This is a genomic window from Candidatus Poribacteria bacterium (assembly GCA_028820845.1).
Taxonomy (GTDB): Bacteria; Poribacteria; WGA-4E; order WGA-4E; family WGA-3G; genus WGA-3G.
Genome location: JAPPII010000012.1, coordinates 54833 through 75963 on the forward strand (window position 1 = coordinate 54833; position 21131 = coordinate 75963).

20 protein-coding genes are annotated in these 21131 nt (G+C 48.0%); 4 read left to right on the top strand and 16 right to left on the bottom strand.

Features of this window, described 5'->3' with window-relative positions; translation table 11 throughout:
* The first annotated feature begins 1 nt into the window (after position 1).
* Genes OXN25_02980 through OXN25_02990 form a run of 3 tightly spaced genes read left to right on the top strand, consistent with a single transcriptional unit; the run spans position 2 to position 4312 of the window.
* Positions 2 to 1561, top strand: coding sequence for an FAD-dependent oxidoreductase (locus tag OXN25_02980; GenBank protein ID MDE0423816.1), 1560 nt, complete (start codon positions 2 to 4; stop codon positions 1559 to 1561).
* 19 nt (positions 1562 to 1580) lie between these two features.
* Complete coding sequence (locus tag OXN25_02985) at positions 1581 to 2348, top strand: LamG domain-containing protein (protein MDE0423817.1); 768 nt, start codon at positions 1581 to 1583, stop codon at positions 2346 to 2348.
* On the top strand, positions 2345 to 4312 hold the full coding sequence (locus OXN25_02990; GenBank protein ID MDE0423818.1) for a WD40 repeat domain-containing protein: 1968 nt from the start codon (positions 2345 to 2347) through the stop codon (positions 4310 to 4312). Before OXN25_02985 ends, OXN25_02990 begins: the two co-directional genes overlap by 4 nt.
* A 14-nt stretch (positions 4313 to 4326) precedes the next feature.
* On the opposite strand, the gene OXN25_02995 is transcribed toward OXN25_02990, so the two are convergent.
* From OXN25_02995 to OXN25_03040, 10 genes are all read right to left on the bottom strand, one after another.
* Positions 4327 to 5028 carry an HAD-IA family hydrolase gene (locus OXN25_02995; protein MDE0423819.1) on the bottom strand — a complete coding sequence of 234 codons (702 nt, stop codon included), beginning with the start codon at positions 5026 to 5028 and terminating at the stop codon, positions 4327 to 4329.
* A 7-nt stretch (positions 5029 to 5035) separates the two neighbouring features.
* Positions 5036 to 5731 (bottom strand): HAD-IA family hydrolase, encoded by a 696-nt coding sequence (locus OXN25_03000; GenBank protein ID MDE0423820.1) that lies wholly within the window; start codon positions 5729 to 5731, stop codon positions 5036 to 5038.
* A 42-nt stretch (positions 5732 to 5773) separates the two neighbouring features.
* Complete coding sequence (locus tag OXN25_03005; protein ID MDE0423821.1) at positions 5774 to 6682, bottom strand: hypothetical protein; 909 nt, start codon at positions 6680 to 6682, stop codon at positions 5774 to 5776.
* A 58-nt stretch (positions 6683 to 6740) separates the two neighbouring features.
* The gene (gene queC / locus OXN25_03010; GenBank protein MDE0423822.1) at positions 6741 to 7427 is read right to left on the bottom strand and encodes a 7-cyano-7-deazaguanine synthase QueC; all 687 of its coding nucleotides are present in this window, start codon (positions 7425 to 7427) and stop codon (positions 6741 to 6743) included.
* Positions 7428 to 7563: 136 nt separating this feature from the next.
* The gene (locus OXN25_03015; GenBank protein ID MDE0423823.1) at positions 7564 to 8091 is read right to left on the bottom strand and encodes a hypothetical protein; all 528 of its coding nucleotides are present in this window, start codon (positions 8089 to 8091) and stop codon (positions 7564 to 7566) included.
* 164 nt (positions 8092 to 8255) lie between these two features.
* Positions 8256 to 9446 carry an MFS transporter gene (locus OXN25_03020; protein MDE0423824.1) on the bottom strand — a complete coding sequence of 397 codons (1191 nt, stop codon included), beginning with the start codon at positions 9444 to 9446 and terminating at the stop codon, positions 8256 to 8258.
* Positions 9447 to 9600: 154 nt separating this feature from the next.
* Entirely contained in the window at positions 9601 to 11232 is a 1632-nt protein-coding gene (locus tag OXN25_03025) for an NAD(P)H-dependent oxidoreductase subunit E (GenBank protein MDE0423825.1), read from the bottom strand.
* A 212-nt stretch (positions 11233 to 11444) separates the two neighbouring features.
* Positions 11445 to 12263: a phytanoyl-CoA dioxygenase family protein gene (locus tag OXN25_03030; protein ID MDE0423826.1), complete on the bottom strand. Its 819-nt coding sequence runs from the start codon at positions 12261 to 12263 to the stop codon at positions 11445 to 11447.
* Positions 12257 to 13129 carry a phytanoyl-CoA dioxygenase family protein gene (locus OXN25_03035; protein MDE0423827.1) on the bottom strand — a complete coding sequence of 291 codons (873 nt, stop codon included), beginning with the start codon at positions 13127 to 13129 and terminating at the stop codon, positions 12257 to 12259. The genes OXN25_03030 and OXN25_03035 overlap by 7 nt, the downstream gene beginning before the upstream one ends.
* Before the next feature lie 49 nt (positions 13130 to 13178).
* Entirely contained in the window at positions 13179 to 14048 is an 870-nt protein-coding gene (locus OXN25_03040; GenBank protein MDE0423828.1) for an alpha/beta hydrolase, read from the bottom strand.
* 301 nt (positions 14049 to 14349) lie between these two features.
* Between OXN25_03040 and OXN25_03045 the strand changes: the two genes are divergently transcribed.
* Positions 14350 to 15570 (top strand): hypothetical protein, encoded by a 1221-nt coding sequence (locus tag OXN25_03045; GenBank protein ID MDE0423829.1) that lies wholly within the window; start codon positions 14350 to 14352, stop codon positions 15568 to 15570.
* A gap of 16 nt (positions 15571 to 15586) precedes the next feature.
* On the opposite strand, the gene OXN25_03050 is transcribed toward OXN25_03045, so the two are convergent.
* From OXN25_03050 to OXN25_03075, 6 genes are all read right to left on the bottom strand, one after another.
* Positions 15587 to 16405 (bottom strand): phytanoyl-CoA dioxygenase family protein, encoded by an 819-nt coding sequence (locus OXN25_03050; GenBank protein ID MDE0423830.1) that lies wholly within the window; start codon positions 16403 to 16405, stop codon positions 15587 to 15589.
* A 77-nt stretch (positions 16406 to 16482) separates the two neighbouring features.
* Positions 16483 to 17586 (bottom strand): Gfo/Idh/MocA family oxidoreductase, encoded by a 1104-nt coding sequence (locus tag OXN25_03055; protein MDE0423831.1) that lies wholly within the window; start codon positions 17584 to 17586, stop codon positions 16483 to 16485.
* A 58-nt stretch (positions 17587 to 17644) separates the two neighbouring features.
* On the bottom strand, positions 17645 to 18106 hold the full coding sequence (locus tag OXN25_03060) for a hypothetical protein (protein MDE0423832.1): 462 nt from the start codon (positions 18104 to 18106) through the stop codon (positions 17645 to 17647).
* Positions 18103 to 19254 (bottom strand): AAA family ATPase, encoded by a 1152-nt coding sequence (locus OXN25_03065; GenBank protein MDE0423833.1) that lies wholly within the window; start codon positions 19252 to 19254, stop codon positions 18103 to 18105. The genes OXN25_03060 and OXN25_03065 overlap by 4 nt, the downstream gene beginning before the upstream one ends.
* A gap of 84 nt (positions 19255 to 19338) precedes the next feature.
* Positions 19339 to 19968: an NUDIX domain-containing protein gene (locus OXN25_03070; protein MDE0423834.1), complete on the bottom strand. Its 630-nt coding sequence runs from the start codon at positions 19966 to 19968 to the stop codon at positions 19339 to 19341.
* A gap of 99 nt (positions 19969 to 20067) precedes the next feature.
* Entirely contained in the window at positions 20068 to 21051 is a 984-nt protein-coding gene (locus OXN25_03075; protein ID MDE0423835.1) for a DNA cytosine methyltransferase, read from the bottom strand.
* Positions 21052 to 21131: the final 80 nt, after the last annotated feature.

Here is a 21131-nt window from a genome sequence, read left to right on the forward strand (position 1 = left end):
CATGACAAATTCATCAGAATCAATTCATACGGATACAACTTCGCAAAAAAAGACAAACCACGTCCTGTCCTGCGATGTTTTTATCTACGGTTCGACCCCCGGCGGTTGCGCCGCCGCCATTGAAGCAGCCCGACGCGGGTGTAAAGTTATTCTCGCATGTCCACAACAACATCCGGGTGGGATGATGGCAAGCGGACTATCAACAACAGATGCCGTACGGCGAGAGATGTTCGGTGGCCTGGTCATCGAGTTCATTAACGGTGTGCGCGAAGAATATCGGCAAACCATTGGAGAGAATTCTCCCGATTGGAAGCTTATTCAAGACGGATGGTTTTATGAACCGTCGGTCGCAGAACGTGTCTTCGATCAACTGCTCGGGGCAGAAGCGGATACCTTGACGTTTCTGAGAGAATACCATTTGATTGACGCAACCGCACAGACGAATCAAATTACAACGGTAAAACTGGAAGCCTCTAACCAATCGCAGCTGCGTGTAACCGCAAAGACCTTCATCGACGGCACCTACGAAGGCGACCTCGCGGCGGCAGCAGGTGTGCCTTACCGTGTTGGACGTGAAGGTATTGAAGAATACGGAGAACCTCGCGCTGGTATACATTACATGAACTGGAAGACAGGTGAACAGATTCTAACGCCTGATACCGGGGAACCGTCGCCTGCCATCCAAGCCTTTTGTGCCAGGAGCATTTTTACGACAGATCCCGATAAGATTGTCCCAATTGAAAAACCAGCAACTTATGAACAACACCTACAAGATTTTCTACCGCTACTTGACGATTTCGCAACCGGACGCATACAGAGCTTAGGACTCGGTACACCGCTGCCGAACAAAAAGTATCAACTAAACGGTTCGATTGATCGGTTGACCAGCCTGAATTGCCCGGGCATCAGTTGGACCTGGCCAGAGGCACAGCGGCATCACCGGCAACGACTTGCCCAATTTCACCTTGACCACGCCGCAGGGTACGTCTGGTTCCTTCAAAATGAACCGAGGGTACCAGAGAGCACGCGTAATCTGTGGAGACAGGCAGGCTTGCATCAGGACGAATTCACCGATACGGGACATTGGCCCTGGCAAATCTATGTCCGTCAAGGCCGTCGCATCGAAGGCAGAGCACTGGTAACACAGCATAATTTCACAGTCGATCCGAAAACCGGACGAACCCCTCAGATTGATCACGCCATCGCCATTGGCGAACATTCGTTTGATGTTCACCCCTGTCACGATCGACGGTATACAGTAGATGGTTTTATGGAGGGTGTCCTCTGGTATCCCAAAAAAGCCGATGGACCCGCCCAACCCGGTCAAGTCCCTTACGGTGCTATGTTGCCTCAACATTTGAACAACCTACTCGTGCCAGTTGCGATGTCAAGCACTCACGTTGCAATGTCGGTCCTCCGCATGGAACCATTGTGGATGACGACAGGTCAGATCGCGGGACTTGCAGCAATGGAAGCCATGGATAGTGGTATCGATGTCGCCAACCTCGATCCTGATCCCTTACCACGGATGTTGGGGATCAAAGTAGATCCATACGAATAATACGCAAGGAGGAACAATCATGCGTATACTTTCTTTTCTTTTAACACTTATGCTTGTTGTCGGTATCTACACGGCACAAGCAGTCGATGAAGAGACATTACTGCTCTATCTACCCTTTGACGATGGGACAGGGAAAAGCCCCAAAGATGCCTCTGGCAACGAAAATAAAGCCAGTATCCAAGGGAATTTGAAATGGGTCAAGGGCAAAATCAACGGTGCGCTTGAATTTGATGGCGGTGCGACGAACTTTGTCGAAGTCGCACACAACCCCGACCTTGAAGGTATGAAACAACTGACAGTTGAAGCCTGGGTTCAACCTTTAGGACCAGATGCACTTGCCAGAGGTATCGTTTCCAAACGCGCAGCATGGCAGAATTCGGATGTTTACAACCTCTTTTCGTGGAATGAGAGCAAGTTCTGGGCAAGAGTGAACGCCAAGGACGGCCAACAAATTTCATCGGAATCCATCTTAGAAGACAAAAAATGGATGCATCTCGCTTATGTGTATGACGGCAATACAAAGAAGCAACTGCTCTACGTTAACGGTGAGCTCGAAAACGAAGTAGATCACCCTGAAGATGAAGTTGGAAAGGGCGAAAAACCTGTATGGATTGGGACGCTCAACCAAGGGTACGCACAAACGTGGAATGGTCTCATTGACGAGGTCAGGATATGGAGTACTGTCCTGACCAAAGATGAAATCAAATTGTCAATGGATGGAGAACTCCTACCCGTCCAACCTTCTGGGAAAGCCACGACAACATGGGGACGCATTAAAGCAAGATGAATACAGATGTCACCGCTTGGGAACTCCCCAACGGAGCAATTGCTCGATTAGGACGTGGAATAATAAGAGATATGGAACCCTCGCCAGATGGAAAATATCTCGTTATGGCGACCAGTATTGGAGCCTGGTGGTATGAACTCGCCACAATGCAACCAATCGCGCTCTGGGAAACAGAACGCGGGTATCTTTCGACACTTAAATTCTCACCTAACGGTAATCTACTCGCTACGGGTAATGAAGAAGGACACATCAAAGTATGGGATGTCCAACGCCAACACTGCATCTTTGAGATGAGCCGGGAGAGTCGGAAAGGATGGCTTAATGGTGTTTCCCAACTTGCCTTTTCACCAGATGGACAACATCTCGCTTCTTCTGGTGGAAAATACGATGCTGTTTACGTCTGGCATCTCGAAACCCGTGAACAGATTGCAAAATTTACCGTTGATGAAGAACTTCAATCTCGCCATCGCCCGAGTCGCATCCCACTTACCTTTTCACCTGACGGAAAATGCCTCATAGGCGCAACCCCCGAAAATACCTTCTCAGTCTGGGACATCGAAACCGGTGAACGCATGGCGCACCTCACAGAACATTCATTTCGGCTGACTGCTCTGTTCCTTTCCCCATGTCGTAAGTTTTTAGCATCCGTAGATAGGGATGGCAACCTCCGCAAGTGGGAGGTTAATAAACTCACCGCTAACACATCCATTCCAATCGTCACATCCTTGCCAAAAGCAATCAACTGGGTACAATACGCATTCTCATCCGACAGCACTTTGCTTGCTGCGAAGGTTTCTGGAACAACTATTACGGTTTCAGATGTAGAAAACGATAGAGAAATTGCGACCTTAGACCATAAAGAGACCATTAAGAGGGTCCGTTTTTTACAAAAAGGTTCACAATTGGTTATAAGGGGTGAAGATACGATTCAGGTGTGGAACGTCGGGGAATCCGCGCCCCAGTCTTCGGTTATTCGCGGACACATGTCGGTGTGTGGTTCCGTAAAATTCTCGCCAGATGGTCAGACACTATCTGCAGGATATTTCTCAGGTGATATTCACTTACGAGATGTTCAGAAACTAAAACTACAAACAACATTTAGCTGCGAAGGTCTCAACATGACTCGTTCCATTGACGTTTCGCCCTGTGGCAACCAGTTAGCTGCCACTTCTTATGACAAAATTGTGCGAGTGTGGGATCTCGGCAAACCAGAGGCACCACCTACCCAGCTCATCGGACATCAAGCCGTCCTCTATGCCCTCGCGTTTTCTCCAAAAGGAAATCGACTCGTAAGCGCGGATTCTAACGGTGTTTTAGGCGTATGGGATGTGGAAGACGACTATAAACTTCGACTGTTTACGGAAGAAACGGATTGGATATGGTCGATTGCATTCTCACCTGACGGAAAGTCCGTTGCGAGTGCACACGAGAGCAAAAAAGCCAAACTCTGGGAAATTGAAAGTGGGAAGCAAATTACCGAATTCTCTATGAATCATCCCCAAGAGACTGCAAAATACAAGGGCGACGAGCATCAAATTCAGAAGAAACTCAAGTGGCTGGAGAAAGGGTTGGTGTACAAAACCACACCAGAAGCAATCGCATTTTCTCCTGATGGCACTCTGATTGCTGGCGGCGTGTTTCGGGAAATTTGGTTGTGGAACGCTACAACCTACGAGACCCAGATGGTGATATGTTTACCACACGGATGTTGGAGAGCTGAAGCACTAACTTTTTCCCCGTGTGGACGCTATCTGGTTTCTGGCGCATCGTGGCAAGGTACTGATAAGGTCTCCATCCGTTTGTGGGATGTTGCTACCGGTGAAAATATCGCCACTTTCTGGAGCCATCCCACCGATATTCAGTCGCTCGCCTTTTCGCCTGACGGAACGCTTTTGGCAAGTTCAAGCTATGACGGCACTATTCTATTATGGGATATGAAGCCTTATCTCTCTGCTACCGACTAACCCTGAACTGAGAGTTAAGTGAACAACTCCGGCAATTCAGAAAGACTCTGAATCGTCTCACGCCACTTGCCAGTTTGTGTCCCATCACGGTCAAGCAATATCGGACGAATCCCCACATTTCTTGCCCCGACGATATCCGCAGCATAAGTATCTCCGACATGAACGGCTTCTTCTGCCGAGACACCGACCGCTGCGAGCGCGTAGTTGAAGATATGCGAATCTGGTTTTTCGGACCTGACGCGGGCATCATGCGAGGCGACGATGGCATCAAAATACTCGGCAATACCAAGTCTTTCAGTTAACGGATCTAAGGGTGTATCCCAATTAGAAACTATTGCTAACTTGAAACCTGCACCTCGTAAACGCTGAAGTGTCGGAACGACATCGGCGTAGAGGGTAGCACTATTCGCAGCAAAGAGGCGGTGTCCAGATTGTAACAGCTCCCACGCGATCTGTTCCACGTGCTTCTTAATGCCGACTTCTCTTATAAATTCGCATTCTCGCGTCATCACAGTCATAGACAATTCCAGCAAAGAAAATTCCGTAGGAGGGTCGGGTGCCGATGTACCAGCAAAGAGACGTTCCAATGCTGTGTCACAGCGTTCCCAATTGACCTCAACACCATACCTTTTAGCGATTCTTTCAAGGTTTTCTTCAAGTGAATGCCTATGGAAACACAATGTTTCGTAAAAATCTAAGAAAACAGCTTTTATCATACGCTTCCTAAAGCAACCCGGGTAATTCAGACAAACTCCGAATCGTCTCACCCCATTTGCCAACCTGTGAACCGTCTCGATCAATCAGTATTGGACGAATCCCTGCGTTCCTTGCCCCGACGATATCCGCCTCGTAGGTATCTCCGACATGAACAACCGCCTCCGCTGAAACCCCAACTTTTGCCAGTGTATAATTGAAAATATGCGGATCCGGTTTTGCGGACTTGACGCGCGCATCATGTGAAGCAGTGATTGCGTCAAAATAGTGAGCAATACCAAGCCGCTCAGTAAGCGGATCCAGCGGCGTATCCCAATTGGAAACGATCGCTAACTTGAAACCCGCATCGCGCAAATGTTCAAGTGTCGGAATAGCATCGTCGTAGAGCGTAGCAGCACTCGCAGCAAACAGCGAGTGTTCAGATTGTAATAATTCCCACGCGATCTGTTCCACATGTTCTTGAACGCCGAGTCCTTTTATAAATTCGCAGTAACTCCCAATAATTTCTTGCATTGTTCCAAGAAGAGAGTGTGTGGTAGGATCCGACCCGGATGCTTCGGCATACAGGTTCTCGCGTGCCTTTACATAACGTTCCGGGTCAACTTCAAATCCATACCGCTCGGTAATCTTTCGGAGTCTCGGTTCAAGCGACTGTCCCCAAACACATAGGGTATAATAAAAATCAAAGAAAACTGCTTTTATCATAATTTACTGAATGCCCTCTATCAAGACAGAGAGGCAGCTGCCCTACTGTATTTCCGATTTAAAGAGCGTTTCGGTGAAGGCTTCAAGGGTGCTCGCATTGATGGCATTAAGATGCAGCTCTTCAAGGCGTTTCAAATCGTCTATATTTTTAAGTGCCGGCGTTAGGGCTCGCACTGCCTCTGCGTGGAATTTTGCGTTGAGGACTGTCAGGAGGTTTTTGAGGGTCGCCTCTTTCGCCCCTTGTGTGATACCTTGTGTGATACCCTCCGCGATAAATTTTTCGCGTTGGTGTTGGAAGAAAGGAGATTCTTGCATGAGTTCCTCCGGTATTTGTTCAAACAGGTCTTGGTCATGTACGAGACTCCCAAAGAGGGAAAGCCCATAAAGCAATGTTCCCTTCATTGGTCGGTCAATGCGGATGGCTATTGTTGTGTCAACGCACTGTTGCACCCATCGCTCAAGAGGCATCTCCGCTGGTGGTTTCATGAGCGGTGTGAACGGCAAGAGTCCTGGTATCTGCGCCTCCAAAATCGCTTGCCCCTCTATCTCAATGAGTCGTATCACCTTATAGTTGAGTCGGTAATCGTAGCCGTTCCAACTATACTCGTAGACCCCTGGGTCGCTTTTCCCGGCGTTTGGATGGAAATAAATCACATTGGAATAGACAGGTAACTGGTGTTCTCCAATAAGATATCCGTGATAGTGGGCGTTTCGAGCCCACATCGGTTTTTCCGTGCTGTCCCGGAGCTGTAACTCAATGTGCAGCACGGCTTCATGGGTGTTGATGCGGACGCGCTTTGTAATGTCTGTGCGAAACGCGCGGACGAGTTGTTGCTCGGTGTCAAGGTCTGCAACTACTTCGAGATCGGGTACGTTCAGGACAAACTGGGCAACCTCGTTAATCCATTCATTTAGGATATCTTTTCCTGTCGTATCGTATGCTTGTGCCATAGAGATATTATACAATAGGGTACTAGTGAACATCAAGGATAAAAGGTTAGAGGCATGTTTAGCGATAGCACGTCGGATCAGGAATACCCGCCTCTTCAAAACCTCTCTTTCGGAGCAGACAACTATCACATCCACCACACGCGCTGCCTGCGGCATCTGGATCGTAACAACTCAAGGTAAGGCTATAATCGACACCGAGGGCAGTGCCAATTTGAATAATCTCCGCCTTCGTTTTATACATCAATGGAGCGCAGATTGTTAGTTTCGTCTTACCTTCAACACCGGCTTGTGTCGCAAGGTTCGCCATCGCCTGATAGGCTTCTATATACTCTGGGCGACAGTCTGGATAGCCGCTGTAATCAATGGCATTGGCTCCGATAAAAATGGTATCAGCATCGAGAACCTCCGCGTAAGCAAGGGCGTAGGAGAGGAAAATCGTGTTTCGGGCGGGGACATAAGTTATCGGTATGCCATTTCCCATTTCTGTATCAGGTCTGTTCTTTGGAACTTCAATATTTGCTGTCAGTGCTGATGCCCCAAATGCACGCAGGTCAATGTCAACGATCGTATGCTCTCGGACACCTAACATCTTTGCAACGTTTTCTGCACATTCTAACTCTACTGTGTGCCGTTGACCGTACCGAAAACTCATTGCATAAGTGTCGTAACCTTCATCGCGCGCAATAGCGAGTGTTGTTGTTGAATCCAAGCCACCACTGAGTAAAACTACCGCTTTTTTAGACACTAACTTTCTTCCAAAAAGAAGGGGAAAGTTGGTAAATTAGCAAGTGCTCTAAGGTTCTGCAAGTTATGTTTGATACACAACCTAACTTTAGTTCACTTTAGCTACACTTCACAACTTTCCACCTTTTTAATCTTTTTTACTCCCCTTCAAACTCCAATTTCGCGAAACGCATAAAGATGCCACCGCCAGGTCTACCAAACGGACCGTTGACAGCCAAACATGCGATGACATGTTTCGCACCCGGTTCCGCGCTTTCAGTGACAACAACGCGTTGCGGCGCATTGAAACCAGACGCAGCCCCACGTCCTGACTCTCCAAAAGCCAAGTCGATTTCACCGTCAACCCAGACCTCGCCGTAGTCGTCAATGCACGTGTGAAACCACACCTCTGAGCCAGCAATCGAAACACCATCGACTTCCTCTGGAAGCGTCACTGTAATCCGATACCACCCAAAGCAAAGTCCCGTCGAAATAAACTCTTGAATATCTTCACAGACCGGCCAGGCTGAATCGTCATAATCCGCAAGACGAGCAGGTGTTTCTGGCAACTGATCGACCAAACCACCGTTCGGTTCACCCGGAACAAGCCCATCGCCATAACGCCATTCGGAATTAGTGAGTTCACGATGTTCTGGATTTTCTAAATCAAGTTCTGCAATAATCATTAGCATTCCTTCCTTATTTTCAAAATAGCGCAAACTGTATGAAGATAAAAAAGTAAATTAGATAATCAACGGGCAATAAATTGTCCTACTACAAACGGACTGGTTCGTAGTAGTGCGATTCATCGCACGTTGGGAAATTACCGAATTAAATTCTTAAACTTCACTCAATTTGTGATTATAGTATTTGTATGCCAAAGCTTGTAGGCGATACCTGTTGAAACAATCAGGAAAATTCCTGCGACAATAAACGGAATATGAACAGAGATGTTAATCAGAAAACCGCTTGCAACGTAACCAAGAAGAAATCCGGTGCTCCACGCCAAGTGTGTAAGACCGACCCCGTGTCCTTTCTCGTGGGGTTCAGTAAACTCATTGATAAATCGTGGAATAGTCGTTGACAGTCCCCATGCGGCACCTGCACCAAGTATCCCATAAACCTCCAGCGCGATTAACGAGTCATGAAAAAACGCCACACCAAAAGCGAGGAGCGTAACAATCGCACTTGCCACAAGTGCAGGCGCACGGTGCCCAACCGCGTCACATATCCTTCCAACAGCCAATTGACACCCGAAAGCGAACAGTAGGCTAATTGCCCCATAATAACCCGTCGCCTTTACCCCAGCGAGACGCTCAATCAGAACCGGCATCAATAGGTTCACCGATCCCCAATAGTAGGTCGGGAAGACCCGTAAACCGATTAACATCCGCATCTCTCGCCGCCGACTTAAACTTAAATACGCTGGAACGTTAAGAGCAGATTTCCATAGCCTGTCGCGTTTCCCTGTGGTCTCTGGCGCGTGCTGTCTCGCCAATCGCGGCAAAAAGAGACACGCCCCCACAAATAGCACACCCGCCAAAATCACCGCGCCAATACCAAAAACATTATAGTCCGTCCGGTCAATGACTTCACCAGCAATTGCACTCCCGACTGCATTCCCCATAGTCATGCTGATAAAGTACCAACTCGTCGCCCATCCCAACCGATTCGGAGGCACAGCACTGATGAGATAACTCTGTCCGCCCGCGGTTTTGAAACCCGATGCGATACCCTCATAACAGAGAATACCCCAAAGAAACAAAGGCGTTTGGGTTGTGAATAGCCCGCCTATGACCACTGCCCCTGTCATCCCAATCAGCAAGGTCGGTTTCCGTCCGAACCGGTCGCTGAGTGTGCCACCAATCAGTGCCGAAACACCTCCGAGTCCAATAGGAAGCGCGCGCAGTAGTGCCGCAAACAGTGCCGTCTCTTTTAAGATCCTTTCGGCATAGACCGGAAAAAGCATCTGTACGGGTCCTGTTACCAGGCCGACGGCAAACACGATGCTGCAAAGAAGAACAAACCCCCGACTCCACATATTTTTAACGATTCACTCTCGCCCCGCACGCTGTTCGCTACGGGGACCCCTGCTGCGTCCGTTGTCCTTGCAGTGTTCCAATCGTTAACACACCTTTCATAACTTAAAGTGAGTCTCTTAACAATTTTAGGGAATCAACGCCCGGATTTAATTGTTAAAAATAACGGAGCAGGCTATCCGTAATATTGGGCGCAGCCGTCCCAAGCCCACACGCGCTCGTCGCCTTCATAACCGCTCCGATTCTTGAAATCAACGCTTCCGAATTCGGTTGCAACGGTGCCGACAAAAGTTCTGTCAATCGTTGCGTCCCAATCCGACACGGGAAACATTTCCCACAAGATTCCTCAGCAAAAAATTCCATCGCATTGCGTGCGACATCAAGTATGTCCCGCGTATCATCAAACACCATAATTCCCGCTGCGCCAAGCATCGCACCCACCGCTTGGAAACTCGGTTCATCAATTGTCCTATCAAGGTCACTCCGAGCGATAAATCCACCAGACAATCCTGCCGTTGTAATCGCTTGAATCTCACGTCCTTCTGGCGCGCCGCCTGCCCACTCGTAGAGAAGCACCTTTAACGGCAACCCGAACGGCACTTCATAATTCCCCGGTCTTTGGATGTCTCCAGAGAGGCTAATAATCTTTGTTCCGGCTAAGTTTTCGTCATAACTCAGACTTTTATACCATGCTGCACCGTGTCGAACAATCTGAACAGCAGCGGCGAGGGTTTCGACATTGTTTACAGCAGTTGGTAAATTTTCAAACCCATGTGTCACAGGATACGGCGGACGGTTCCTCGGAAACGGGTGTTTCCCCTCCAAACTGTTCAACAGCGACCCTTCCTCACCACAGACGTAAGCACCAGCACCGCGTCGAATATAGATATGGAAGTTAAAGTCTTCACCGAGGATAGCATCGCCAAGCAGTCCTGCTGCCGCTGCTTCTCCAAGTGCACGTTCAAGTATTTTGAGGGTTTCTGGGTATTCATACCGAAGATAGATAAAGCCTCGCGTCGCACCTGTCGCGTAAGCAGCAAGTACCATCCCTTCAATTACGACGTGCGGGTCATAATCAAGAATAACCCGATCCTTGAAACACCCAGGTTCCCCCTCATCTGCGTTACAGACGATTGTCTTCGGTTCACCAGGAGCGTTCAGAACTGACTCCCATTTCATACCCGTCGGAAATCCGGCACCGCCCCTACCCGCGAGTTGACTCTCTTTAAGTGTTTCAATCACATCTGTTGGAGCGAGCCTTGTTACCGCACGTGTTAACGCTTCATAGCCACCAGTGCGCTGGTAGCCTGCCAGTGTATTGCGTTCAGGTTCGCGAATTTCGGCGAAGACACATTCTTCACTGTCGCCCGGATATGGTGGCGGTAGCGGTGTGGGTTCCACAGAAAGGGCATCTGCTTGTTTTCCGACGAAAACTTCATGCCCTCTCAACACTGGCACACAATCGTCGCATCTCCCAGCACACGGCATTAGTATCGCGCCTTCGTCTTTGAGTGCCTCAAGGATTTCCAACCCGCCTTGCAACCGACAAACCGGACCTGTACACACGCGTGGCGCGCTTTGTCCTGGGGCTTCACGGGCAAAGTGGTGGTAGAATGTTACGGTGCCAAAGAGTTCGGCGAGCGGAATCCGAAGTCCGACTGCGATGTCGCGAAGGACCGCCTCTGAAATAAATCCGTCTCGATCATGGAAGGCGTGCAGTAATGACAGCAGTGGGGCGGGTTCATCACGCCACTGGGCAATCACTTCTCGGTTCGTCGGGGTTGACATCTAATTCTCCAGTCTGTAACACAAAGAATGGTATCCTTGTGCATCCTACCAATTCTCCAACTCCACGTCAACGCTTTTTTTAGAGTTACTCAGTTCCCTAAACATTAGGAGCGATCTCCAGTTTGTAGTAGGGCAATTCTGCGGCGTCCTCGCTCAAATGCGAAGTGCATTATTGCCCGTTACCTTCACTGACTAAAAACCAAACACGCCTATCATTCAGGAACATCCACTTTAAAGGGATCTATGAGAGCATTCAATGCTCCCCGCTGCCCGTGGTCACGGCTCTCAAGATCGTGGAGTGCCTCTGGAATCTTGTCTTTGTGTTCATCAAAAGGAAACCACCAAGATGAATCGGCGTGATGAAACTGTTTCGCATAGACCCAGCGCAAGAACACCGTCATCCGAGGGTACGCGCCGTGATTCCAGCGTCTTCCGGCGTGTCGCGTGTTCGGCAAAAACACGATGAAGTCGCCAGCATTGACTGGAATGTTGTGGACCGTCGGCGGTGGATCGTCCATCGTGATGTGTTCGGGATACTGGAATTCGGATTTATGGCTTCCCGGAATACAGGCAAACCCGTTGCCGGGTGGCACATCCACTAACGAAACGGAGAGATTAAAGAAACTCGCGAAGATCTCATCATTGGCAACTTGGTATTGGTGATGTGGACTCCTAAACCAACCCTTATGTCCACCGTGCAGCTCCAGGCCGTCTGCATCTGGATAGCAAATATTCGCAACAACATCGAAAACCCGCGGGTAGTTCCACGTCAGAGCAGTCGCCACACGTAGGATTTCTGGATTCAAAATGAGCCGTTGGAAGGCTTCATGCCCATAGTGCATGTTGTAGACCCACCACGGTTTTCCCTCTGGTGCGTTGATTCGCATCGGTGACTTGAAATCTGATGCATCCCATTCGTACCACTCGAACGTCTGTGCCTTCATCAGTTCAACGTCCGCTTTCGGTACGGCATCGCGCACCACAAAATAGCCGAGTAGATCAAGGTGCCACTTTTCTTCCTGTGTCAGCATAGTTCTTCGCCCTTCTCCATTTTTTTGAGGATCCGTTTAGCAAATCCCTTTTCGCTCCGTTGGACAGATTCCAGTTCGTATTGGTCTGTAGAGATACGATCCCGATGCGCTTCTATCGGGAGATTATAGTTCTCATTGAAGTAGAAACTGAATTGATACCGATTGAAGACGACCCGGCGTGGGTAATCAACTTTCCAAAATTTTGCACCGTGTATCAGTCTCGGCGAGAAGACAAGACAATCCCCTGCCTTGAGTTCAAAAGTGATTGCAGGTGCCCACTCGTTATCAATGTCAAGTGTCGTCGGCAGCTGAATTAGGGATTTATGCGTGCCGGGGATACACATGAAGCCGTTGTCTTTCGGTACATCAACGAGTGTTATGGCGGTGTTGACATAATTGCTATAAATCTGTCCGTTTCCGGCTTGGTAATCGTTATGTGGATTATGGAAGCCATCGGGGAATTCAAAACCGCTGGTATCGCGGTGGAGTCTCTCTTTTTCACCCTCAGAGATAGAGCATCGCTTCTGCAGAACAAGAGCGGAATTAAAGAGTCTCGGACGATTCCACATCAAGCCCATTACAACCCGCATCACCTTCTCATTGAGCGATAATCGCTCGAAAATCCGATCACCGTACTGAACATTGTTCAGTACACCGCTGTATTCGTCTTGGGTGACATTCACCGGTTCAGGTACTGTTTCGGGATCCGCAAACCACCTATTCGCGATCCCAAGCATTTGCTCGACCTCTGCTGGCGACACTACCTGTCGAAGCACCAGATAGCCAAACAGATCATAGTGCCATTTCTCTTCTTCTGTGAGTGTGGACGGAAGATCAATCGCACTGTCTTCGCCGCGAATTAGCATGGTCCCTCCTCAGGATTTCCGTTCATTTTTCCTCCTAAACCTCACTTGCTCATACTGTATCGTTAATTACATAATCCACTACAAACTGCCTGAGTGCTGCTTTTACCTCATCAGGCTTCTCCACCCAAAAGTAGTGGCCTGATTCAGGAATCGACACAAACGTTCCATAAAATAATTTGGAGGCTAATGTTTCTATAAAGTGCCCTGGACGCGGATCACAAGCACCATGAAGGAAAAGAACAGGCATAGGTAGATTGTAAACAGATTGCTGGAATTTTGAATCTGTGGTGTAACGCTTCCAATCTGCGCCGACCATTTCGTTTGCCGCATTGCTGATTGGATATTCATCAAAACTTGGAAGATTATCGACACAATTTGGGTCAAATACATCTGTTTTGCGACTCAAGGTGCGAAGCCGGTCTAATATCCGTTCCCCCTTAGCCCCTTTAGCGTCTTCCCTTTGTGTCCGCAGACGTTGATATTCTTCGCGCTCTGATTCAATGAGTGCATTTAACCGATTTTCGCGATACTCATCGTGCCATCGGTCATCAATACCCGTACCCGCGATATGAAGAACGGCTACTGTCCGAGCTGGAAACCTAACGGCGTAGGCTAACGCAAGTCCCGCTCCCCACGAATGTCCTCCAACAATCCAACGTTCAAAGTTGAAATGTTTTCTCAATCCTTCTAAATCATCGACAAATGTAGATACGTCGTAGGGACCTATCGGTTGTGAACGTCCACTTCCGCGTTGATCATACCGAACGACCTGACACAAGTCAGAAACCATGTCAGCCACGGACGAGAGATAATCGTAACCACCAGGACCACCATGACAAAGCACCATCGGTAGTCCTGTTCCTTGAACGGCTGTCCAGAGCCGAACGCCATTAATCTGAAGTATCTGTTCTTGGTACATTTCTTGCCAAATTCTAATACTTGATCGTAGCGAAACGGGTTTATATGTTTTAACACTACCCCACGTTTTGAATTCATAATTCTATCGGATGACAAATTGAACTCGGCGTAACTATACTACCTGACTGCATCCTTGTCAACCGAAATCTCTGACATCAAAATGGACTTTTAGCCGTAGTCTTACCACTTGACATGAAGACGGAATTCACGAATAATATAAGCATCAATTGGAACACTGCTGTCTCTCAACAATCGCGGTAAATCCGACCTGAGTGGTAACCTTAATTTAAAGGGGGCTGGCGATGAAAGTAGATCCACAACAACTCATTAATGACGGCTACATCGTGTTACGAAAGGTTGTTCCACCGGATCAGTTAGAGGAACTGAGGACGAATTTTGAAACTCTCGTTGAGAAACAAAAAGTAATCTGGGCAAGAGAACGGAAACCGGACGAAAAACCGGGGGGCGTTTGGACAACCAGTGGGCAACCGAGGGTGTTTTTCGATGAGGTCGTTGACACAGCGACTGCCAATACCGTCGAATTTTGCCTTCATGAGAATACGCTTGGTGTGAGTCTGCAACTCATGAGATCACCTCATGCAGCAATAACGCTGATGGCACTGATGTGTAACCCAGTACAAGATCACGGTCCCGCCAGTTGGCATCGTGATATTGATCCGACGGTACAGGCACCGCTCAAGGGCATGCAGATGGATTATGTTAAAAACGGACCGGGATATGTCCAGTGGAACATCCCGCTTTACGATGATAGCGTGTTCTGGCTCGTGCCGAGAAGTTATTGTCGTCCGAACACACCCGAAGAACATCAACATCTATTAACACGTTCGCAGGAACCGATACCGGGTGGGATCCCGATTGAACTCTCGGCAGGCGATGGAGTCGTCTATAGCCACATGGGCTTGCACTGGGGCAGCAACTATAGCACGAAATTGAGACGGACTGTTCACCTTGGCTATCGCGCCTTCGGTGGGGACTCGTATCCAATCGTTGACCAATTTTATTGGAATTTGGAATTCACACAACACCTTCCCACTGAGGCTCGCACTCGATTTGAACACTTCTTCCAACTCCATACGGAACAGTGTGATGTGATTGAAGCAACCTTTCACGCCATGTATAACAGGGATGCCGATAGTTTTCGAGAGGGGTTAGCGAAACTGCATCCGGGTGAAGAAGAACGCATGGTTGCTGTCGTATTTCTCTCGAAGTTAGCGGATAAAGTCCACACACTCAAAGATCCCGAAGTCAAGAAACTTTCGGTTGAGGGGCGCATCGGCGCAATCTCTGCCCATCGACTCAACTTCCATCTTTATGAAGATTTCGCAGAGCGTTTTTCTGCCGAAGCTGCCGAAAGTATCTGGCAACGGTTCTCGACGCTATACCAGAAGATTGAGGCAGAGATTGCACGGTCTGTTCCCGACAGAACATCCCGTGTAATGCGTTATCAACTGACGGACATGCCAGCGGATTTCGATGTAGAGGATTTCATTTCGAGTTGGTAGAAACACAGAACCGATTTCACTGCGGCCGCTTACGGTGCTTGACATCCAGTTCACGAAGGAGTGCCAAAGTGTCCTCAAACGATAGTTCACCCATTGAAGCCGTGTGTTCGAGGTAATCGCGAGTTTTGTTGTTGAGCACACTGTAAAAGGCGCGCACCTCAGGATCGGGATGGTCTCGCCAAAGTTCGGCAGGTATCAATGAATCCTCACTCAAGTACCGACGGTTCGGATGTCCATAATAGACTTGTACCGTCTTGCGTTCTTGCTGAGTCGGACGGGTCGTGGCGGTGTGTAAAACACCGATGTTGAATAGTACGGCTGTCCCGGCGGGTCCGTACAAATCAACAATTCCGCCACGATCCAACTGCGCGTCTGTTTCGAGAATCTCAGCGTCCACCGATTCCGGCGATAAGGAGAAACAATGCGTCGTTTCATCAACATCGGTCAGATACAGCATTAACTGGATGAACCCGATACGCAACGGGTGTTCAAGCCAGTGCTTGGGACCATCTCGATGCCAGCCGCGATTCAGTTCACCATCGTACGGTGCCATGTGCCGGATGCAGATTTCTGAAAAGCAAGGCGCATTACCCATCAGCGTGTGTAGGCAATCCATAACGATGGAATGCCGAATCACGTTGTCGAATTCAGGTGAAGTCAGAAGTGCGTCGCAATTCACAGTCTGGTAATGTCCAATGGGATACCAATGATCTTGAACCTCAGTGCGGTCTCGATCAAAGATATGAACAAAATCCGCAACCTCGGCAGCACTCAGAATCTTACCGAGTGAGATATAGCCATTTTCTTTAAAAAACGCATAATCTGCTGGCTTCATGTAATTCTCCTTGCCTCGATTCTCTGCGGTCTGTGAGTTCGTTATTTTGGGAATTTGTAACGTACCCGCGATTTCCATTAACTCGCTTGTAAGCGTCGAATTCGAGCTGGAGTGTCATCATTCTGAATTTCTGATGAGAGAATCCGAAGGCTACGGTCTTCAATAGGTAGTTCAACCTTTACACCACCACGGCGATGCGATTCCCGAAGTGCCATAGCCACCTCCAACGCAGCACGTCCATCTTCGCCTGAACACTTCGGAGACGTTCCATTCTCAATAGCACTAATGAGATCCTCAACGATTGTCAGTCCCATACCTTGCATTCGCACGGGGATTGGGAATGGGCATGTCGCAGGCACACCACGTCCACGCCGTCCACCGGGAATTACACGAATCAACTCGAACGTCTCGGCATTGTTGACAGAACGGATACGTCCCGTTGTGCCGATGACATCGACTTCCCACGGTGCCGCGCCACACGATGTGCTGCGGAGATACGCACGCACCCCGTTATCAAAAACGAGGTAGCCGTTTCCCTGTAGATCACTTTCACCCGCGGCGGCTTCATCGGATTCCATCTCACCAAAGACCCACTCCACATTCCCACCTGCCATATAGCGCAAAATATCAATGGCATGGCTCCCATTATGCGACAATCCACACTGCGCATAGACCGTCACCTGAAGCACATCGCCAATTTCGCCGTCATCAATGAGCCGCCGTGCTTCGCTGAAGAACGGATTCCAACGTCTGGCACAATTAATCGCCAGCGCGACTCCTTCTGCCCGACAGGTCTCCACCATCGCATCCGCTTCGGTGAGACTGAGTGCAATGGGTTTCTCCGCCCAGATCGCCTTGACACTGGAACGGGCTACATCCTGCACAATAGTCGATCGGATCCGTGCTGTCGTGCAGACGCTCACGATGTCAAGATTTTCTTTCTCCAGCATTTCACGGTAATCGCTGTAGATATGCTCAGAACTCAGTCCCCATCGCTCACCGAAGATCGCCGCTTGTTCGGTGTGCAGATCAGCTCCTGCAGATAGTTCCACATTCGGTGCAGCATGGTAAGTTGGACCGTGGCAATACGGCAAAAAGATTGATCCACCTTGTGTTATTTCGTCATCAAAAGTGCTACCCATACGTCCCAAACCGATTACGCCTGCTCGATACGTTGTCATACTTTTTCCTCCAGAGGAATTGTGTTAATAAACAAGACGAACCAAAGCATTTCCACGTTTACGAAACATCATCAGCTCTCAATACAGAGTCTGGTCCACGGATCCCATTTTGCGCTAATATCTGAAGGTATCTACCTCTTTTTATGGTTGATAGAGTTCTTCCAGTGGAAATCCAGTGGTAAGTACTCTGACTCTCCAAATCTTCAAGACTCCTCGCGGAACGTTTGCGCCACTGTTTTAACCACTGCAATTTCGCTGTGACTTCTCTTACTTTCCGTGTATTATCCGCCGGATGAACTTCAACATAATAAACCCTGTCCCTATAACCAAACACGTAATCCCAACGAGGAGCGTTCCGATAACGCTTTTCAAGACACTTGTCAATATAAACACTACCTTTTAGGTCGCGCGATGCGTTGACTTTTATTTTTCTTTTATCTTGCCGCTCTAATGCCTGTAACCCATCTTCCAGACATTCGGCAATTTCTGGAACGCTCTGAACAGCCTCAGTAAAATTCAAAGTTCACTCTCCGACACGGCTCTTGTAACAACATCAGCAGACTTCGTACTAAACAGTGTAAGACCTCCCCAATCTGAGACTGCTTCATCTGGATCTTCAGCATCTAAGGTTGAAATGTCTTTGACGTTCACAACACCCTCCTTACGAGAAAAATAATAGGTCTTAAATGTTTTTTTATTTAAGATCGTCTCCGTGAGGTTCTTGGAATAGGCATTTGCATTCAGATCCAACAACTGTCTTAACCGTGTTGGAGCAGCATTTGATTTAGCAATAAATCGAATTGCCCAGATCAGTTCTAAAATTTGGGACGAATGCGTAGAAATGATGACTTTGTAACCAAGTTTCATAAGTTCCAAAAAAACAAGAAGTAAAGATGAAATTGCTTGTGGATGTAACCCCATTTCAGGTTCTTCAATAACAATCCAGTTTATGTTGTCTTTCTTGCGTACTCTCCCAGAAGGCATTAACCAATACAGTCCCAATAGGAGAGGTGTGAATTCTCTTTGTCCGGTTGACCAAGTCATGAATGGTAACTGAGTGCCTGCAACGTCTAAGACAATGCGTTTACGTAATCCTGACCTATCCAATCTAATTTCAGCGTCTCCGAAGATGCTTTCCCTGATCGCGTCTCGAAGTGTCTTATTCATGCGCCCTACTTGCGGGAAGATCGGCCCCTTACCTGAACCCAGTCCTTTTTCCAATAATAGGCGTAACTCCTCGCTGAATGCCTTAACAACGTATGGATCACTTGTTGCATAGTCTGTAAACGCGCGGGGCCAGCCGTCCTTAAGCGTTACAACCCGGTGCGCCGGTATCAGGAATAGGTTTTCCTTTGTTTTTCTTCTTGATAATGCCTTTCGAGGTGTAAAATCTACCTTATCAATGCTGACTTTTGTCTCATCTGTGTTCCAGATCGTCTGCATCCCTTCACCGAAATAAAGGAACAGAAAATTATCAACTTTTTTCTGCCAATCAAAACCGTGTTTTTTCAGAGTGTGCGTAATAGTGCCCGCGTCTAAAATGAGCTTTAGAAGTTGTAATAAGATACTTTTTCCGCTTGCTTGTTCACCGACAAACACCGTCAGATCTCCAAAGGTGATGTCTGCTTCCGGAATTTGTCCGAGTGAAGTCAGTTTAAGATTTTTCATGTTTTCTCTACTCCGTTTTCCAATACGCTAACTGTAGGGGCGAGGTTACCTCGCTCCTACGTCTCATGCACATTTTATCACGATTCAGATTTTCTCATAGACAAAATCCAACCATCTATCTTGTGGCGGTATAATGTTAGGTTTCGGCGAAAGTGGTGTCCAGTAAGGCTTGAAAATGTGCCCCAGATCGCTCTTTAATTCCCACGCATCCGCTGTTTCCTCCTGTGTGGACATAAGAAAAAAATGTCTTTTCTTCTCCGCACTTAAGTTTTCATTCCGCACCCATCCGGTAATGTTAGTCCCAATATGTATAGGCTTGTGAAATTTGTCAAACTCATACTCAATGTACGAAACGCGTGTGAAATTCTCCCGTGTGGAAAGGTAATTAACGGTAAGTCCCTTGGGCAGCATTCGTTTGTACGGAATGGCAGTTAAGTCGGGTTCAATATAAACCTGCGTTGTTTCCGTTATTATTCTTTGGTTATCTTCTAATTCATTTTCAAAACAACCCAGATAGTTTTCAATTTCTACAAGCTGCAAGCCCGTCTCCTCATAAGTTTCTCTTTTCACAGCAGTCTCAATATCTTCACCCTTTTCAACAGTCCCCGCAGGGATTTGGGTGCCTGTCGTCGGATGTTTGAAAACAAGCAATTCTTTGACACCGTTTCGTTCACGTGTGATAAAAGCAGTAACCTTCTGGACAATTTCGCTCACTCGGTTCCTCCATCTCGCCTACTCAGGAGATCCGTATTAATAAAGCATAGATTTAGTACCTGTTTTGCTTCAACGGCTGTATCACAATTTCAAGGACCCTTAGAAACTGTGTGATCTTGATTCTCGGAATAGGAGTAACTGAATAGAGTCCTGTTGAACTGAATCCGAAGGATTTCTCTTTTCCGAAATATAGGCATCAATGCAACGGGCAATGTATTCCGCCTGTTTTACCGGGACTGCATTTCCAATCATTTGCTCTAAATCGGTTTTCGACCCATCAAAATGAAAACTCTTTGGAAACGTTTGGAGATAACTTCGTTCCAAAGTTGTGAGTGGACGCACTTCCTTTGAAACCGGCGCGGTGTCCTTTGGATGTGTCTTGTAAGTTTTCGGAATTGGACGGTTAACCCCTCTCACCGTTGGACTCGGCTCATCAACACTAAAGACAGCGCGGCGACTGTAGTTACGAGGATGCCGATAATAGTGTGCAATGTCAAGACTATCTCCGAAGTAGTCGCGTACTGTCATTGGTTCAGCGACCAGATTGTTATCCAAACAACTTGCAAGGAATCTGCTATCCACAGATGGCGATAATCCTAACTCGCCGATCAGAAAGAGGCGTTTTCGTTTTTGGGGAACGCCACACTGGTTGGCATCCAAAATCCGCTGAGTCAGCGAATATCCTGCTCCCCTGAGAATCTCACCTGCCTGCCTATATCGCTGACTTTTCACGGTTCTATCCACATTTTCCATCACAAACCATTGCGGTCTTGTATGAGCAACAATCTGCGCAAAACTTATAGTCAAATCCGCTCTTCCCAAATTCTCGTTCCGTTTACCGGCATGCGAAAAATCCTGACACGGTGGACCTCCAATAATCATGTCAAACTGATATGAGTCCAATATCATTAGACTTTCTTGCCAATCGCTGAGATCAAGTTTGTGTATGTCATGTGCAAAATTAGCGCGATAGACCCGAACGGCTGGTTCCCAATTATCGAAAGCGGCAACTGCTTCAAATCCAGCGTTTTGGAATCCGAGCGTCATACCACCACAGTCCGCGAAGAGATCGATGAATTTCATAGACATTTGTAGGTTCCTACCGTTGGGTCACCATAGGTGTCAATTTTAGAAAAAATAACCGTTGTAATCCCAGATCCGGT

Bases quoted from the DNA above. Each gene is read 5' to 3' on its own strand.
- OXN25_02980 (MDE0423816.1), top strand. From the start codon at position 2: ATGACAAATTCATCAGAATCAATTCATACGGATACAACTTCGCAAAAA.
- OXN25_02985 (MDE0423817.1), top strand. From the start codon at position 1,581: ATGCGTATACTTTCTTTTCTTTTAACACTTATGCTTGTTGTCGGTATC.
- OXN25_02990 (MDE0423818.1), top strand. From the start codon at position 2,345: ATGAATACAGATGTCACCGCTTGGGAACTCCCCAACGGAGCAATTGCT.
- OXN25_02995 (MDE0423819.1), bottom strand. From the start codon at position 5,028: ATGATAAAAGCTGTTTTCTTAGATTTTTACGAAACATTGTGTTTCCAT.
- OXN25_03000 (MDE0423820.1), bottom strand. From the start codon at position 5,731: ATGATAAAAGCAGTTTTCTTTGATTTTTATTATACCCTATGTGTTTGG.
- OXN25_03005 (MDE0423821.1), bottom strand. From the start codon at position 6,682: ATGGCACAAGCATACGATACGACAGGAAAAGATATCCTAAATGAATGG.
- OXN25_03015 (MDE0423823.1), bottom strand. From the start codon at position 8,091: ATGATTATTGCAGAACTTGATTTAGAAAATCCAGAACATCGTGAACTC.
- OXN25_03020 (MDE0423824.1), bottom strand. From the start codon at position 9,446: ATGTGGAGTCGGGGGTTTGTTCTTCTTTGCAGCATCGTGTTTGCCGTC.
- OXN25_03025 (MDE0423825.1), bottom strand. From the start codon at position 11,232: ATGTCAACCCCGACGAACCGAGAAGTGATTGCCCAGTGGCGTGATGAA.
- OXN25_03030 (MDE0423826.1), bottom strand. From the start codon at position 12,263: ATGCTGACACAGGAAGAAAAGTGGCACCTTGATCTACTCGGCTATTTT.
- OXN25_03035 (MDE0423827.1), bottom strand. From the start codon at position 13,129: ATGCTAATTCGCGGCGAAGACAGTGCGATTGATCTTCCGTCCACACTC.
- OXN25_03040 (MDE0423828.1), bottom strand. From the start codon at position 14,048: ATGTACCAAGAACAGATACTTCAGATTAATGGCGTTCGGCTCTGGACA.
- OXN25_03045 (MDE0423829.1), top strand. From the start codon at position 14,350: ATGAAAGTAGATCCACAACAACTCATTAATGACGGCTACATCGTGTTA.
- OXN25_03050 (MDE0423830.1), bottom strand. From the start codon at position 16,405: ATGAAGCCAGCAGATTATGCGTTTTTTAAAGAAAATGGCTATATCTCA.
- OXN25_03055 (MDE0423831.1), bottom strand. From the start codon at position 17,586: ATGACAACGTATCGAGCAGGCGTAATCGGTTTGGGACGTATGGGTAGC.
- OXN25_03065 (MDE0423833.1), bottom strand. From the start codon at position 19,254: ATGAAAAATCTTAAACTGACTTCACTCGGACAAATTCCGGAAGCAGAC.
- OXN25_03075 (MDE0423835.1), bottom strand. From the start codon at position 21,051: ATGAAATTCATCGATCTCTTCGCGGACTGTGGTGGTATGACGCTCGGA.